This window comes from Dokdonella sp., from assembly GCF_044227025.1.
Classification (GTDB): Bacteria; Pseudomonadota; Gammaproteobacteria; order Xanthomonadales; family Rhodanobacteraceae; genus Dokdonella_A.
This window is the reverse complement of record NZ_JBGAFX010000003.1, coordinates 442,104-458,116: the sequence shown is the minus strand read 5'-3', so window position 1 is coordinate 458,116 and position 16,013 is coordinate 442,104. Positions and strand designations below refer to the sequence as shown.

General features: G+C 68.5%; 12 protein-coding genes. 5 read left to right on the top strand and 7 right to left on the bottom strand.

Features of this window, described 5'->3' with window-relative positions:
• Positions 1-98: 98 nt before the first annotated feature.
• The 5 genes from ACILRJ_RS09790 to ACILRJ_RS09770 all read left to right on the top strand — a co-directional run bounded on the left by ACILRJ_RS09790 (position 99) and on the right by ACILRJ_RS09770 (position 7,981).
• Entirely contained in the window at positions 99-4,583 is a 4,485-nt protein-coding gene (locus ACILRJ_RS09790) for a fibronectin type III domain-containing protein (protein WP_395682849.1), read from the top strand.
• Positions 4,584-4,716: 133 nt separating this feature from the next.
• Complete coding sequence (locus tag ACILRJ_RS09785; RefSeq protein ID WP_395682847.1) at positions 4,717-5,736, top strand: amidohydrolase family protein; 1,020 nt, start codon at positions 4,717-4,719, stop codon at positions 5,734-5,736.
• A gap of 13 nt (positions 5,737-5,749) precedes the next feature.
• The gene (locus ACILRJ_RS09780; protein WP_395682845.1) at positions 5,750-6,277 is read left to right on the top strand and encodes a hypothetical protein; all 528 of its coding nucleotides are present in this window, start codon (positions 5,750-5,752) and stop codon (positions 6,275-6,277) included.
• Between the two features lie 2 nt (positions 6,278-6,279).
• Positions 6,280-7,569, top strand: coding sequence for a kynureninase (gene kynU / locus ACILRJ_RS09775; protein WP_395683076.1), 1,290 nt, complete (start codon positions 6,280-6,282; stop codon positions 7,567-7,569).
• Between the two features lie 91 nt (positions 7,570-7,660).
• Positions 7,661-7,981 carry a YXWGXW repeat-containing protein gene (locus tag ACILRJ_RS09770; protein ID WP_395682843.1) on the top strand — a complete coding sequence of 107 codons (321 nt, stop codon included), beginning with the start codon at positions 7,661-7,663 and terminating at the stop codon, positions 7,979-7,981.
• Positions 7,982-8,164: 183 nt separating this feature from the next.
• Here the strand turns inward: ACILRJ_RS09770 and ACILRJ_RS09765 are convergent, their stop codons facing one another.
• The 7 genes from ACILRJ_RS09765 to ACILRJ_RS09735 form a co-directional block, all read right to left on the bottom strand.
• Positions 8,165-9,193 carry a TraB/GumN family protein gene (locus ACILRJ_RS09765; protein ID WP_395682841.1) on the bottom strand — a complete coding sequence of 343 codons (1,029 nt, stop codon included), beginning with the start codon at positions 9,191-9,193 and terminating at the stop codon, positions 8,165-8,167.
• A gap of 158 nt (positions 9,194-9,351) precedes the next feature.
• On the bottom strand, positions 9,352-10,713 hold the full coding sequence (locus tag ACILRJ_RS09760) for an aspartate aminotransferase family protein (protein WP_395682839.1): 1,362 nt from the start codon (positions 10,711-10,713) through the stop codon (positions 9,352-9,354).
• A 99-nt stretch (positions 10,714-10,812) separates the two neighbouring features.
• Positions 10,813-11,514: an MtnX-like HAD-IB family phosphatase gene (locus tag ACILRJ_RS09755; RefSeq protein WP_395682837.1), complete on the bottom strand. Its 702-nt coding sequence runs from the start codon at positions 11,512-11,514 to the stop codon at positions 10,813-10,815.
• 147 nt (positions 11,515-11,661) lie between these two features.
• On the bottom strand, positions 11,662-12,576 hold the full coding sequence (locus tag ACILRJ_RS09750; RefSeq protein WP_395682835.1) for an efflux RND transporter periplasmic adaptor subunit: 915 nt from the start codon (positions 12,574-12,576) through the stop codon (positions 11,662-11,664).
• The gene (locus ACILRJ_RS09745) at positions 12,573-13,286 is read right to left on the bottom strand and encodes an ABC transporter ATP-binding protein (RefSeq protein WP_395682833.1); all 714 of its coding nucleotides are present in this window, start codon (positions 13,284-13,286) and stop codon (positions 12,573-12,575) included. The genes ACILRJ_RS09750 and ACILRJ_RS09745 overlap by 4 nt, the downstream gene beginning before the upstream one ends.
• Positions 13,287-13,290: 4 nt before the next feature.
• Entirely contained in the window at positions 13,291-14,421 is a 1,131-nt protein-coding gene (locus ACILRJ_RS09740; RefSeq protein ID WP_395682831.1) for an ABC transporter permease, read from the bottom strand.
• A complete protein-coding gene (locus ACILRJ_RS09735) occupies positions 14,418-15,857 on the bottom strand; it encodes an efflux transporter outer membrane subunit (RefSeq protein WP_395682829.1) in 1,440 nt (479 codons plus the stop codon). Before ACILRJ_RS09735 ends, ACILRJ_RS09740 begins: the two co-directional genes overlap by 4 nt.
• Positions 15,858-16,013: the final 156 nt, after the last annotated feature.

Genomic DNA, 16,013 nt, shown 5'->3' with positions numbered 1-16,013 from the left:
CGCGCCGTCATCCACGGCCGGCCACTGCATGCGCGTGCGAATGCGCGTCGAACGCCGGATGCACACCCGTTCCATCGTCTCAGCTTGGGGAAGCACTGATGATATCGACACACCAAGGCGGCAATGTGCCCGCGCCTTGCGCACGCCGCGCGCAACTGACCCGCATGCTGTTCGCAGCGTGCCTGTTCCTCGTGACTTCGCTCGCGTTCGCGATCCAGCCGATCGTGCCCGAACAGCGGGCGGCGCACGTAAAACTCGCGCGCGCGTTCCTCGCACCGGAACTCGCCGTGCAGCCGGAACTGGAAGCGACTACGTCGCTCGCCACGGCCGATCATGCCGCCGCACGCGCGTTCGTGCAGCGCAATTCCGGCTCATGGGAGATGCGCTGGGACCGACGCTCGGATCGCCCGAACCTCGTCCAGGGCAGCGGCTACGCGCTGATTCCCGGCCGTGGCAATGCGCTGACGCTGCAACAACTGGGCCTTTCCGCCGGCGAACCGGTCGACATGGCGCTGGTCGAAACGCGCCTGCTCGATTTCATCGGCGCGAACGCCGACCTGCTCGGCACCAAGGGCCTCGAGTTCCGCCTCGACCTCGACAGCAGCCTTGCCTACGGCAAGGACAACTCGCACTGGTTCGTCGAGTTCGCGCAGTTCAAGGACGGAGTCCGCGTGGAAGGCGCGAACCTGTTCTTCCGCATCGCGGCCGGCAACATCGTGCAGTTCGGCGCGAACGCAGTCGCCCCGGTGACGATCGACGTGCAACCCGTCTCGACGCGCGCGAATGCGTTCGACCTGGCGCTGCACGAACTGGATTTCCCCGCCGGCACGCGCGTCGAGGAACTTCTCGTCGCCGGCGAGCTGCTGGTCCTGCCAGTGAGCCCGGCCGGTGAAGCGGAGCATGCGAACTATCTCGGCAGTGCCGGCAAGGGTTACGACCATCGCCTCGCCTGGCGCTTCGTGTTTCGCGTCAACGACGACCAGACGACCTACCAGGTCCTGTTCGACGCGAAGACCAATCGCGTGATCGAAGTGCGTGACCTCAATGACTGGGTCAACGCGACGGTCACGGGCGGCATCTACCCGACCACGAACTCGGATACCGAGGTCGTGCGCCCGATGCCGTTCGCGAACGTTTCCAATGGCGGTACCAAGGTCACCGACGTACTCGGCATCTACGACTACAGCGGCGGCTCGGCAACGATCACGCTGAACGGCAAGTTCTTCAACATGTCGGACAACTGCGGCGCGATCTCGCTGTCGAACTCCACCGACGGCAACCTGAACTTCGGCACCAGCGCGGGCACTGACTGCACGACGCCCGGCGTCGGCGGCGCAGGCAACACGCACGCCTCGCGCACCGGCTTCTACCACCTGACCAACATCAACCGCAAGGCGATCACGTTCTTCCCGTCCAACTCCTGGCTGCAGGGCACGGTGACGGCGAACATGAACGTCAACGACGTCTGCAATGCCGGCTGGAACGGCAGCACGCTGAACTTCTTCAAATCGGGCAGCGGCTGCTCCAACACTGGTGAAATCGCCGCGGTGTTCCTGCACGAGTGGGGCCATGGCATGGATACCAACAGCGGCGGCGCGGCCAGCGAGAACGGCAGCGGCGAGGCGGTCGGAGACACGTTCGCGTTCCTCGAGACGAAAGACGCCTGCATCGGCAAGAACTTCCAGCCCGGCGTGCCGTGCGCGAACTGCGCGGCGAGCTGCACCGGCGTGCGCGACCTCAATGCCTTCAGCACGCTCGGCGCCGCGACGGTCTCCAAGCCGTCGACCGTCACCGACAACGCCGGCATCAATTGCGACCGCTTCACCTGCCCCTACCTGTCGCAGGGCATCTTCCCGTATCAGGGACCGATGGGTTACGAAGGTCACTGCGAGAGCTACATCGCCAGTTCGGCCAACTGGGATCTGTCGCAGAAGCTCGTCGCCCAGCACGGCGCGACGCAGGGCTACTCCGAAATGGATCGCATCTGGTACGGTAGCCTGACGCCGAGCAAGAGCGCCTATCGCGTCGTCAGCGGCGGCACCTGCAATGCGGCCGCCGTCGTCGACGGTTGCGGCGCGAACAACTGGTACACGGTGTTCCTCGCCTCCGACGACGACAACGGCAACCTCGCCGACGGCACGCCGAATGGCTGCCGCATCTGGGATGCGTTCACCGCGCACGGCATCGCCTGCGGCGCGCGCCCGGTCTGCAGCGCGGACGCGCCGGACTTCTCGCTCGCGATCGTCGAGGCAAGCCGGAACATCTGCGCGCCGGGCAACACGACGTACACGATCAACGTCGGCAGCCAGATGGCGTTCTCGAACGCAGTGACCCTGAGCGCGAGCGGCCTGCCCGCCGGCGTCAGCGCGTCCTTCTCGGTGAACCCGGTCACGCCGGGTAGCAGTTCGACGATGACCCTGACCGCGAACGGTGCGGCGGTCGCCGGCAGCTCGACCATCACCGTGAACGGCACCGCGGCCTCGAGCGCCGGCCACTCGGCGACGACCCAGCTGGTGCTGACCACCGGCGCGCCCGCGGCACCGGTGTTGAGCGGTCCGGCCAATGGCGCGAGCGGCGTCAGCACCTCGCCGACCCTGACATGGGCGGCGAGTGCGAATGCGGCCTCCTACACCGTCGAGATCGCAACCGACGCCGGCTTCGCGACGATCGTGCAGACACTGCCGAACCTTACCGCGACCAGCGTCGCGGTCAGCGGCCTGCAGCCGACCACGACATACTTCTGGCGCGTGACCGCCATCAATACCTGTGGCAACACGACGTCGGGCGCCTTCAGCTTCACCACCGCCAACCTGATCTGCCACGCCGTTGGGACCGCGATCCCGGACAACCTCCCCGCTGGCCTGAACGACACGCAGACCGTCACCGATCCGTCGGGTGCGACGCTGACCGGCCTCAAGCTCACGATCAAGGCGACCCACACCTGGGTGGGCGACCTCAAGTTCACGCTGAGCAAGGGTGCGGGCAGCTCCATCGTGATCGATCGTCCCGGCTATACCGGCAGCGGCTTCGGCTGCAACGGCGACAATGTCGACGTCACCATCGACGACGGTTCGGCGACCCTGGTCGAGAGCCAGTGCAATGCGACGCCGCCGGCGCTCTCGGGCCCGGTCAAGCCGAACAATCCGCTCGCCGCACCGTTCAACGGCCAGACGCTCGCGGGCACCTGGACCTTGAATGTCTCCGACAATGCGAGCGGGGATACCGGTTCGCTGACCGAGTGGTGCCTGGTGCCGACCACCAGCGGCGGCCCGACCACGTTCACGGTCGGCGGCAACGTCGGCGGCCTGACCGGCGCAGGCCTCGTGCTGTCGCTCAACGCGGGCGCGCAGAGCCTGCCGGTCGCGGCGAGTGGCGCGTTCACGTTCCCGACCGGCCTCGCCAACGGCGCCGCGTACGCGGTCACCGTCGGCACGCAACCGGCTGGCCAGACCTGCTCGGTCGCGAGCGGCAGCGGCACGATCAGCGGCGCAAACGTCACCAATGTCGCGGTCACCTGCGCGGCAACCCCGACGTTCACCGTCGGCGGCAATGTCAGCGGTCTCGCCGGCACCGGCCTGTCGCTGACGCTCAACGCCGGCGCGCAGACCCTGCCGGTATCGGCGAATGGCAGCTTCACGTTCCCGACCGGACTCGCCGATGGCACCACCTACGCGGTCACGGTCGGCGCGCAGCCGTCGACGCCTGCGCAAACCTGCACGGTCAGCAATGGCAGCGGCACCATCGCCGGCGGCAACGTCACCAACGTCGCGGTCGCGTGTGCGACCAACACATACAGCGTCGGCGGCAACGTCGGCGGCCTGTCGGGCGCGGGCCTTGTGCTCTCGCTCAACGCGGGCGCGCAGACCTTGCCCGTCGCGGCGAACGGCAGCTTCACGTTCCCGACCGGCCTCGCCGACCTGTCGCCGTACGCGGTCACGGTCGGCACGCAGCCGGCTGGCCAGACCTGCACGGTTGCGAACGGCAGCGGCACGATCAGCGGTGCGAACGTCACCAACGTCGCGGTCACCTGCGCGGGTCCGACGACGTTCACCGTCGGTGGCAACGTCAGCGGTCTGTCGGGTGCGGGCCTCGTGCTCTCGCTCAACAGCGGCTCACAGACCTTGCCGGTCGCGGCGAATGGCAGCTTCACGTTCCCGACCGGCCTCGCCAATGGCGCGGGCTACGCGGTCACCGTCGGCACGCAGCCAGCCGGCCAGACCTGCTCGGTCGCGAATGGCAGCGGCGTGATCGCCGGGGCCAACGTGACGAACGTGGCCGTGACCTGTGCGGTGAGTACCTTCACGATCGGCGGTAATGTCAGCGGCCTCGTCGGCACCGGTCTCGTGCTGTCGCTGAACGCCGGCGCGCAGACCTTGCCGATCGCGGCGAACGGCAGCTTCGCGTTCCCGATCCCGCTCAACGACGGAGCCGCGTATGCGGTCACCGTGTCGGCCCAGCCGATCAACCCGATCGAGGTCTGCACGGTCATCAACGGCAACGGCACGGTTGTCGGTGCGAACGTGGTCACCGTCACCGTCAGCTGCATCGACCGCATCTTCGCGAACGGCTTCGACGGCAACTGATCGATCTGCGTGATGCAACCCGGGCGCCGCGACCCCCAAGTCGCGGCCCCGTTCTGTAGAGCGCAACCGCCTACGGCATCAGCACGACCCGACCGGCAGCACCCTCGCGCGCGATGCTTTAGACTCGCGCCCGATGCTCAAGATCGACACCCACGCGCACATCCTCCCGCCGACCTGGCCGAACCTCGCCGAGAAATATGGCGACGACCGCTTCCCGGTGATGGTGCAGGCCGAAGGCCGCCACCGCATCTACAAGGACGGCAAGTTCTTCCGCGAGGTCTGGGCGAACGCATTCGATCCCGAGGTGCGCATCGCCGACTACGCCAGGTTCGGCGTCGACGTGCAGGTCGTGTCGACCGTACCGGTGCTGTTCTCGTACTGGGCCAAGCCAAGCCAGGCACTCGAGCTGCATCGCCACCTCAACGACCACACTGCGGACATCTGCCGCAGGTATCCGCGCCACTACGCCGGCATCGGCACCGTGCCGTTGCAGTCGCCGACGCTGGCGATCCAGGAAATGGAACGCTGCGTCGAGCAACTCGGCCTGTCCGGCGTGCAGATCGGCTCGCATTGCGAGAACTGGAACCTCGACGCGCCGGAGCTGTTCCCGTTCTTCGAGGCCGCCGCGGAAATCGGAGCGGCGATCCTCGTGCATCCTTGGGACATGATGGGCGCCGCGTCGATGCCGAAGTACTGGCTGCCGTGGCTGGTCGGCATGCCGGCCGAGCAGTCGCGCGCGGTGTGCAGCCTCATTTTCGGCGGCGTGCTCGAACGCCTGCCGCGCCTCAAGGTCTGCTTCGCCCACGGCGGCGGCTCGTTTCCGTACACGATCGGACGCATCGAACACGGCTTTCGCATGCGCCCCGACCTTGTCGCGACCGACAACGCGCGCGGGCCGCGCGAGTACCTCGGCCGCATCTACTTCGATTCGTGCGTGCACGACCCGGTCGCGCTGCGCTACCTGCTCGATGTCGTCGGCGTCGACAACGTCATGCTCGGCACCGACTATCCGTTCCCGCTCGGCGAGCAGGAACCCGGCAGCGGCATCGCCGCGCTGGGTTTGCCGCCGTCGCAGCAGGCGCGCCTGTTCCACGGCACGGCGCTGGACTGGCTCGACCTTCCCCATTCGCGTTTTTCCAACGACACGGAGTGAACACGTGATGCCGATGTTGCGTTCAACCATCCTGCCGACCGCCCTGTTCGCCGCCTTCGCCGCCGCGACCGTGCACGCGCAGGCGAAGACCGACTACTCGCTCAATGGGGACCAGGTGCGCTTCCACGTCCCCGCCGACTGGACCGCGATCATGGAAAAGACCGACGGCAATCCGCAGGCCGTCGCGTTCCAGGTACCTGATGCGAGCGCGCAGGGCAGCGAGGATGTGGCGAACGTCACCGTGAAGACGCGCCAGCTCAAGGACGCTTCGCAATTTGCGGCGACCGTGCAGGACGAGTTCGAACGTGCCAAGACGCAGGGTGGCTACGAAGCGGATCCGGCCAACAAGGACACGTCCGCACACCAGTATTTCGTCGTGCGCGGCAAGACCAAGTACCTCGTGCGCGACAGCTTCCAGTTGAGCGGCAACATCGCGGTCGAAGTGCGCTGTCAGCGCCCCATGCTCGCAACGACGCCACCGGCGTGGAATTCCGCGTTCGACAACGCCTGCGGCGCGGTCGTCGCCTCGCTGAAGCACTGACGATGGTGGCGCCGGACCAACTGCGTGAACTCGAAGCGCGCGCATTGCAACTCGATGCGCATGATCCGCTCGCCGCGTTCCGCGGCGAGTTCCTGATCCCGCGCCACGACGACGGGTCCGAACAGGTTTACCTGTGCGGCAACTCGCTCGGCCTGCAGCCGCGCGCGACGCGCGACGCCCTGCTCGAGGAACTGGACGACTGGCAGCAGCTCGCGGTGGAGGCGCATTTTCGCGGACGCCACCCGTGGATGCCGTACCACCAGTTCGTGCGCGACGACCTCGCCGCGCTGGTAGGCGCACTGCCGCACGAAGTGGTCGCGATGAATTCGCTGACCGTGAACCTGCACCTGATGATGGTCAGCTTCTACCGGCCGACGCCGGCACGCAACGCGATCCTGATCGAGCGCAACGCGTTCCCGTCCGATCATCATGCGGTCGAGTCGCAGATCAAGTTCCACGGCTTCGATCCCGCCGATGCGCTGATCGAGATCGATCCGGATCTCGCCGACGGCTCGCTTTCGCCGGACGCGATCCTGGGTGCGATCGAGCAGCACGGCAAGCGCATCGCGCTGGTCATGCTGCCGGGCGTGCAGTACCTGTCCGGCCAGGCGTTCGATCTCGCCGCGATCACGCGCGCGGCGCACGCGCAAGGCTGTCTGGTCGGCTTCGATCTCGCCCACGCCGCGGGCAATCTCGAACTCGCGCTGCACGACGACGGCTGCGATTTCGCGGTCTGGTGCAGCTACAAATACCTCAACGCAGGCCCCGGCGCGGTCGCCGGCTGCTTCGTGCACGAACGCCACGCGCGCGCCGACCTGCCGCGCTTCGCCGGCTGGTGGGGTCACGACCAGGCGACGCGCTTCCGCATGGCGCCCGAGTTCGTCGCCACGCCGGGCGCGGACGGATGGCAGCTTTCCAATCCGCCGATCCTCGCGCTGGCACCGGTGCGCGTTTCGCTCGGCCTCTTCCGGCGTGCCGGCATGCCCGCGCTGCGCGCGAAGTCGAAGGCGCTGACCGCGTACTTCGATGAGCTGATCCGCAAGCATGCGGGCGACGTGCTCGACATCGCGACGCCAAACGACCCGGCACGCCGTGGCTGCCAGCTGTCGCTGCGCGTGAAAGGTCCGCGCGAAGCAGGACGTTCGCTGTTCGAGCACCTGCATGCGAGCGGCATCGTCGTCGACTGGCGCGAACCGGATGTCATCCGGGCCGCGCCGACGCCGCTGTACAACCGCCACATCGATTGCCTGCACTTCGTGGGCGCGGTGCGTGAATGGGCGGCAACGCGCTGAATTCAGGCGCCTGCGGGATCGGCGTCCGTTCAGTGCGCATGTCCTAGCTTCTGCTCCGCAGAGCGCCCCACCGGCGCGACAGGAGACGACCGTGCACATCCGCAAGCAGCTGCTGCTCACCGCAACCCTCGCCGCCGCCGGCGCATTTTCGTTCGCGGCGGCCCCGGCGCAGGCGCGCGTGCATGTCGACATCTACGCGAACGTCGCGCCACCTCCTCTGCGCGCGGAAATCGTGCCGGCCCCGCGCCGTGGTTATGTCTGGGTGCCCGGCTATTGGGGATGGCAGCATCGCCACCATCGCTGGCACCGCGGATATTGGGTGCGCGAACGTCCCGGCTACCACTACCGGCCAGCGCAGTGGGACCGCGACGGAGACCGCTGGCGCTATGACCGTGGCCGCTGGGAACGCTGACGCGACGGATCGCGAAGACACGGGCGAGGTCTCGCGGGCCTCGCCTTTCGCGCCGGTCGGCAGCAGGGCGATCGGCGATACCACAGGACAGCCGCGTAGGGCGGTACGCACGCAGTGCGTGCCGCCGTCCGGCATCGGCATGATCGACACAGTGGCCGGACTTGCGCTGCGCGCGCGTCCGCCCTACTCGGCCACATCCCCGGCACCATCATCCGGCGCTTCGATCGAATAGCCGCGCGCGCGCAGCGCGGCGAGGTAGCCGTCCGCATCGACGACCAGGCGCATGGGCAGGATCGCGAAGCTCGTCGTGTCCCGGTCGAGCACGTCCGTCGCCGCGTCGAGCCATGCCTTGCGCACCTTGGCCTCGATGCCGTCGAGGCCGTGTTCGCGCGCCAGCGACAGTTTCAGGATCGCATCGCGGCACGGACCTTCCTCGTCCACATGCGGCAGTGCGCGCAACGCGCCCAGATCCCCGGTCGCCCACGCGTTCGCGCGCGCGGTCATGCGAGCCAGATCCGTATCCACTCGTTCGAGCGTCGCGCGGAAGCATGCCTGGTCGTCGAGCGCCGCCTTCTTGAAGTCCTTCAGCAGCGCCTTCGGTGCCTCGATCCCGATTTCGAGCACGACCGGCCGCAGCGGCACGCCGGCCTTCTTCGCTGCCTTGCGCACCGCATCGGCCACGATCGGCTTCTCGGCGAGACCGGCGGATCCGATCGCGGCGACGTAGAGCTCGCGCGCGGCGAAGATCGGACGCCACTTCTCGACCTTGCCGCTGCGACCGATGTAGCGCTGCTTGAGGGTGCTCCACTGCGCATACAGATCCGCCGGCAGCACGTCCGCAAGCTTTGCGCCGTCGGGGTTGTCGCGGATGCCGATCAGCGACGGCAGCAATGCGAGCTGACCGAAAAAGCCGGTGTCCGGCTCCATCTTCACATGCGGCGCGAGCAGCACCTCCTGCGACTCGGCGATCCGCCACGCGACCTCCGCAGCACGCCACTCGAACCGCTTCGGCAACGGCGAGAGCGTGCCGAGCACCCACATCGCATGATCGCCCTTCGATACCTTCCACAGGCCGGGACCGGGCTGCTCGCCGGTGACGACGATCGTGTCGAGCGATGCCGTGTCAGCGGGCGCCGTGGGTTCCACCGCGACCGCAGGTACATTCCATGCCAGCACGAGGCTTGCGACAACACCGAACACGAAGCGGCTCATCGAAACGGATTCCATTCGAGGGGGCGCGCAGTGTTGCCGAAACCGCGATGTGCGGCGTCAAATTCCGGTTAGGAACACGCGGCAGGGTGGGCTCAAGCCCACCATTCCTTCCAGCACCCGATAGGTTGGCGTGTTCCGCGGCGGGCCAGTGACCCTTCCTAGATCGTGCGCGCAAGCTCCGCCGCGACCTGCCTCGCCGCCTCGAGCGTCGCCGCCACGTCCGCGCGCGTGTGCGCGGTCGATACGAACAGGTTTTCGTACGCGCCCGGATGGAACAGCACGCCACGCGCGAGCATGCCCCTCCACCATACGTCGAAGATCTTCTGGTCGGCGTGGCGTTCGGCGTCGCGGTAGTTGTGGATCTCGTCCTTCGCGAACCATACCTGCATGAGCGGTCCGATGCCGACGACGTAGGCGGGCAAGCCCGCATCCGCCATGACCGTGGCGAGGCCCGAGCGCAGCTCGTCGGATACCGCATCGAGCTGTGCGTACAGCCCCGGCGTGTTGAGTTCGTCGAGAGCCGCGTTCGCGGCCGCGATCGCGATGCCGTTCGCGCTGTAGGTGCCCGCCATCGACACCGTGCCGTTCGCGACCAGCGCCATGATGTCGGCGCGACCACCCATCGCCGCGACCGGGAAGCCGCCGCCGATGCCTTTCGCGAACACCGACAGGTCCGGCTTGATGCCGAGGCGACCCTGCGCACCGGCGAGGCCGAGGCGGAAACCGGTGATGACCTCGTCGAAGATCAGCACGATGCCGTGCTTCGACGTGATCTCGCGCATCGCCTGGAGGTAACCGGGCCTGGGCAGGATGCAGCCGGTGTTGCACATGACCGGTTCGGTCAGCACGGCGGCGATGTTGTCGCCTTCGCGCCGGATCGCGTCCTCCAGCGCCTGCGCGTCGTTCCACGGCAGGATGATGAGGTTGTCTTCCACGCCCTTCGGCATGCCCGGACCCTGGGCCACCGCAATCGGACGGTTGTCGGGGCCGGCCTTGCTGATCGACGGATGCTTGCTCCAGTACACGCCGTCCGAGAACCCGTGGTACATGCCCTCGAAGCGGATGATCTTGCTGCGCTTCGTGAACGCACGCGCGAGACGCGTCGCGTACAGCACGGCCTCGGTGCCGGTATTGCACAGCCGCACCATGTCCACGCTCGGAATCGCATCGACGATCTTCTGCGCGAGGCGCGCCTCGTCGGCGGTCGGCAGCGCGAACACGGTGCCGCGGTTCTGGATGAAGTCGACCACCGCCTGCGTCACGCGCGCCGGACGATGGCCGAAGATCATTGGACCGAGGCCAAGCAGGTAGTCGATGTATTCGTTGCCATCGACGTCGGTCAGGCGCGAACCCTGCCCGCTCTCGACGAACAACGGATATGGATTCCAGCCCGACCACGTCGCGCGCGCGGTGCTGTTGACGCCGCCCGGGATCAGCTTGCAGGCGGCGCCGAACAGCTCGCCGCTGCGACTGGTCTGGAGACCGTCGGCGAGCGCGGAAGGATGCGTGGAGGTGTCCATGTTCAAGGTGGTGACTCCGGTCGTGCGATCGGCCACGCGTGGGCGTGGCATCGTTGGCAGGGTGATACCTGGATAAGCGTCGCCGTGTTCGATCCCGCGTCACGCGACCTGCTGCGTCGGCGCCTGCATCGCTTCATCGCCATGCGCAGCAAGCTCGCCCGCCAGCAACGTCGGCAGCAATTCGAGCGCGTCGGCAAACCCGGTGATCGGCACGTACGGGATGCCGGCCGAGCGGCAATGCTCGATCAGGCGATGCTTGGCGAACACGAGGTCGGCCACGCCGGCGACGCAGAAATCCGAGGTGCCATCGCCGATCAGCAGCACGCGCCGACGCTCGGCGTGTGCACCCGCCACGCTCGCGCACTTGCAGTTGCCGCTGCGGCAGTGCGGGCTGCCGAAGGGGAATTCGAGGCGCCAGCCGCTTTCGCCCACCGCGGTGAAGCGATTGGCGACGATCGGCAGGTCGTCGAGCCCATGCTGGCCGAGTACCCGTCGGATCGCGTAGTCGAGGCCGTCGCTGAGCACGGTCAGGGGCACCCCTGCTTCACGCGCCGCCGCGACGAACTGCGGGAACGCGCGATCGATCATCATGCTGTCCAGATGCGCATCGAGCTCGCCGTCGGTGGCTTCGAGCAGGCCGACCTGCTGCGCCATGCAATCGCGCGAACCAATCTCGCCGCGCTTCCACGCCTGCTCGAGCGACTGCCAGCCGGGTCGGCCGAAGCGTTCGAGCAGCGAATCGGTGATGTCCTCGACGGAAATCGTGCCGTCAAAGTCGCACAGGATGGTCCACTGGGACACGGGCTGCTTCCTGCGGCCCGATTGGGACCGCCACGGACAGCAGCCTAGCGGCGGTCGCCTTTCGGGTCGGTTTCGGGTCGAGGCCGGCCCAGGGACGGAAGGCTGGAAGCAACACCACAGCCGGTCCGGTCGATTGGCAGCTCGACCTTAGCCCTGCTTCTTGAATCGCACCAGCACGCGCTGGCCGATGCGGAACTCGCCACCGTCGAGGCGCAGCACGCACTCGACGTCGTGCGCGCCGGCGCGTTCGACCGGATCGTCGGTGAGGCGGCTGGGGCCGAATACTTCGCCGACGCGCAGGACCTCGGCGCTTACGACGGTGCCCTGGTCGGAGTCGCGCACGACTTCGGCGCGCATGCCCGGCTTGACCAGGTCGACGTAGGCTTCATTCAATTCGGCACGCACGATGCGGGGACGGTCCGGCAGCAGCTGGAACAGCTCGGCGCCTGCCTGCGCCGACACGGAATCGCCGACATGCACCGAGCGCCGCACGATGCGTCCGGCAGCGGGCGCGACGATCGTGCGCTGGTCGAGTTCGGCGCGCGCCTGCTCGACCTGCTCGCGCGCGACGCGCGCGGCGGCCTCGGCGGCAGTGACTTCCGCTTTCAGCACCGCGACCGCGGTACCGGCGTCGTCGGCGGATTGACCGCTCGCCGCGCCCGCGCCGGCGGCTTCGGCGACGCGGCGCGCCTGGTCGGCGAGCGGCGCGAGCTTGGCATTGAGCACCGCGGCCTGTGCGTTCGCCTGCGCCAGCGTCGCCTCGGCGATGCCGAGCGCAATGCGCGCCGGGCGCTGTTCGAGGCGCGCGAGCACGTCGCCCTGCTTGACGACATCGCCGTCCTCGACGCGCACCTCCTCGACGCGACCGTCGCGCGCGGCGACGACGCGCACCAGTCCGCCTTCGACATCGACCTGCCCGCGCGCCATTGCCAGATACGTGCCGGACGGCGGCAGCGGGCCGGCGTTCGCATCCCGCTCCGACGAACACGCGGCGAGCCCGGCCAGCGCGGCGACGGAAAACAGCGTGACCACGGCGGCGTGCAGTGCGCGGGCGATGCTCATCGGTGCTCATCCTTCACGGCTGCGGCGGGTCGGCGGTCGGACAGTATCTTGCCATCCTCCATCGCGAGGACGCGATCCGCGTGCGCCGTGAGGCGCGGATCGTGGCTCACGCACAGCACGGTCGCGCCATGCGTGCGCGCGATCCGGTGCAGGGTGTCGATGACGATCTGCCCGTTCGCGGCATCCAGCGCGCTGGTCGGCTCGTCGGCGAACAGCAACTGCGGCTCCTTCGCCAGAGCGCGTGCGATCGCGACACGCTGCTTCTCGCCGCCGGAAAGCTGCGCCGGCTTGAGCTGCATGCGACTGCCGAGGCCGACCTCGCCGAGTGCATCGATGGCGCGTCGACGTGCGCTTGCGTTGTCGAGGCCGAGGTAGCCGAGCGGCAGCATCACCTGCTCGAGTGCGTTGAGCGCCGGGAACAGGTTGAAACCCTGGAACACGAAACCGGTGTGTTGCAGGCGGAAACGCTCGAGCTCGACCGGCTTGAGGCGCGCGAGGTCCTGGCCGAGCGCGAACGCGCGTCCGCCGTCGGGGCGCAGGAGTCCGCTGAGGATCGCCAGCAGGGTGCTCTTGCCGCAACCGGACGGGCCGGAGACGAGCGTGAGTTCGCCGGCCGCGACCTCGATCGACAGGCTGCGCAGCACATCGGTGCGCACCGCGCCGGTGACGAAGGATTTCGACAGTGCGTCGGCGACGAGGGCGGCGGTCATGTGCTCACCGCAGCAGCAACGCCGGGTCCGCGTGGCGCAGCGCGCGCACCGCGGCAAGGCCGGACAGCAGCGCAATGCCCATGACCAGGATCGCGCATACCAGCACGGTGGACAGGTCGAGCTGCACCGGCACATCGCGCCGCTGCGCCAGCAGCACCACCAGCGCGGTCGCGATGCCGCCGACGAGGAGTCCGAACGCGCCGACCCACGCCGCCTGCTGCAACACGACGTGGCGCAATTGCGCGAAGCCGACGCCAAGCGCGTGCAACGTCGCGTATTCGCGGATCGATCCCGCCACGGCGCCCATCAGGGTCTGGCTGGTGATCACCGCGCCAACGATGAACACCACGACCGCCAGGAACAGCACGCCGAGGCCGGCTCCGGTCTCGAACATCCAGTAGGTGACGGCGCGGCGTGCGAACGCATCGCTCGTCCACACCTCGAACGTGCGCGCTTGTCCACTCGTTTGCAGGCGTGCGCGCACCGCATCCGCCTGTGCCGGATCGCGCAGTTTCACCACGTAGTACGCGACCTGCCCGGTGCTGTCGCCGTTGTCGAGCCGGCGCGAAGTCGCCAGCGAGGTCACGATGTTGACGCCGCCGAGCGCGCGCAGGCCGTTGCCGACGCCGACGATGCGCACGCGATGGCCGTTGATGACCGCCTGGCCACCGACGGCGAGGCCGAGCTTGGACAGGTCGGCGCGATCGACAATCACGCCGTCCGGTTCGTCGAGGCGCGCGCGCAGGTCCGGCGTCAGCACATCGGCGAACATCAGGCCATCCGCGCGCGTGTCGATGCCGGAGACGAACACCGATACGCCACCTCGATCGACCGGTCCGCGCCAGTCGCCATCGATCCAGTTGAACGGCTCGACGCGCGCGACGGCCGGGTCCATCAATGCGGCGATCTCCGCCTGTGTCGGGATCGGGCGACCAAGCTCGATGCTCTGCGTGCCGGGGTAGCCGAGCCAGAGTTCACCGCCGGACTTGCGGATGTACACCGCGGAACTGTTGAAGATGCCGAACACGAGCGCCGCCTGCACCAGCAGCAGCAGGCCGGAGAACGCGACTGCGAAGGCGGACGGCAGGAAGCGTCGCCATTCGTGCAGCAGGGTCTTGCGCGCGAGCGGTATCACGGCGTGCGCTCCGCCGCCGCCGTTGCCGGCAGTGGCGCGCCACCGAGCGCCTTGTACAGCGCGATGAAGGCGAGGCTGCGTTCCTGCTGCGCCTGCGCAAGTTCCAGTTCGGCTTCCACTTTCGCCCCGGTCGCCGCCGCGAGATCGGCGCCATCGGCGAGCCCGAGCCGCCGCAGCGTGGCCGCGCCCGCGACCGCCTTGTCCAGCGCCGGCAACGTCTGCTCGAGCAATGCGCCACGCTCGACCTGCGCATGCAGCGCGGCGAGCGCGCTCTCGACTTCGGCGACACCGTCGAGCACGGCCTGGCGGTAGGCGAGCAGGCTCGCCTGCAGCTCCGCATCGCGCGCCTGTTCGACCGCATGCCGCGCACCCCAGTCGAACAGCGGGATGTCGATCGCCGGCCCGAACGTGACGATGCCGTCCGCATCCGACAGGCGCGTGTGGCCGATGACCTTGGCCGCATAGGTAAGCGCACCGCCGAGGCCGATGCGCGGAAACAGGTCGGCATGCGCGAGTCCGAGTTCGCCGGCCTTCTTCAGCACCTCGAATTCGGCGCGCCGGATCTCCGGGCGCGTGCGCACGAGGTCGGCCGGCAAGGTGTCGATCGCGAAGGCCGATACGCCGGGCATCGCTGCAGCGGGGTCGGCTGCGATGTCGTCGGCGGCGCCGCTGCGGCCGAGCAAGGCCGACAATTGCTGGCGCGCGCGCACGATCGCCGCGTCCGGCCCGGCCAGCGCGGCGCGCGCGGCGCTCGCCTGCGCGCTCGCCTGCGCGACGTCGGTCGCGGAAGCGAGGCGCAGTTGTTCGCGCGTAACCACCAGCGCGCGGCGCGCCTGCGCGGTTTCGGACAACAGCGCAAGCAACGACCGACGATGTTGCGCGGTGCGCAGTTCCACATAGCTGCGCACCACTTCGGCGACGACGCTCACGCGTGCCGCCTGCTCCTCGGCCTCGGCGATGCCAAGGTCGCCCGCGCTGACCCGCGCCTGGCTCTGTGCGCGACCAAACAGGCCGAACTCCCACTTCGCGTCGAAGCCGGCCTGGAAATAACTCGCGCTGCTGTCGGGCGTCGGTTCGGCATAGGTGCGGAAACCGAACTGCGGCAGGAACGCCGCATCATGGTGCCGGTCGAGGGTGCGCGCACCCTCGATGCGCACCGCAGCCTGCGCGATGCCGAGGTTGTCGCTCAACGCCGCCTCGACCAGCCGGTCCAGTTGCGGATCGTTGAATGCCTTCCACCAGCCACGCAGGTCCGCAGCCGGTGCCTGCGCGGCGCTTCTGGCCTGCTGCCAGCGCACCGGCGTTTCATCCGGCAGGCGCGGCAACGGCGCGACCGCGCAAGCCGCCAGCGCGAGCGCCGGGGCCAGCGCGAAGGCGAAGCGTGCATTTCGACGACGCGGGTTGCGCGCGGGAACCGTCGTGCTGTGGATCGGCATGCAGGAAGATGACCAGGACAGCGGCCGCCGTCGACGGCCCCCGCCAGTCTAACCGAACTGCATCAAGCGCCTCCGCCTGCCCCGCCCGAGCGCGCATTCCCGGCTTGCTTGACCGCACTCGGCGGGTCCGCGCACGATGCGCCACATCGCCCGGCT

Coding starts and splice junctions, on each gene's coding strand:
- ACILRJ_RS09765 (WP_395682841.1), bottom strand. CDS start 9,193: ATGAGCCGCTTCGTGTTCGGTGTTGTCGCAAGCCTCGTGCTGGCATGG.
- ACILRJ_RS09750 (WP_395682835.1), bottom strand. CDS start 12,576: ATGAGCATCGCCCGCGCACTGCACGCCGCCGTGGTCACGCTGTTTTCC.
- ACILRJ_RS09735 (WP_395682829.1), bottom strand. CDS start 15,857: ATGCCGATCCACAGCACGACGGTTCCCGCGCGCAACCCGCGTCGTCGA.
- ACILRJ_RS09790 (WP_395682849.1), top strand. CDS start 99: ATGATATCGACACACCAAGGCGGCAATGTGCCCGCGCCTTGCGCACGC.
- ACILRJ_RS09760 (WP_395682839.1), bottom strand. CDS start 10,713: ATGGACACCTCCACGCATCCTTCCGCGCTCGCCGACGGTCTCCAGACC.
- kynU (WP_395683076.1), top strand. CDS start 6,280: ATGGTGGCGCCGGACCAACTGCGTGAACTCGAAGCGCGCGCATTGCAA.
- ACILRJ_RS09780 (WP_395682845.1), top strand. CDS start 5,750: ATGTTGCGTTCAACCATCCTGCCGACCGCCCTGTTCGCCGCCTTCGCC.
- ACILRJ_RS09745 (WP_395682833.1), bottom strand. CDS start 13,286: ATGACCGCCGCCCTCGTCGCCGACGCACTGTCGAAATCCTTCGTCACC.
- ACILRJ_RS09785 (WP_395682847.1), top strand. CDS start 4,717: ATGCTCAAGATCGACACCCACGCGCACATCCTCCCGCCGACCTGGCCG.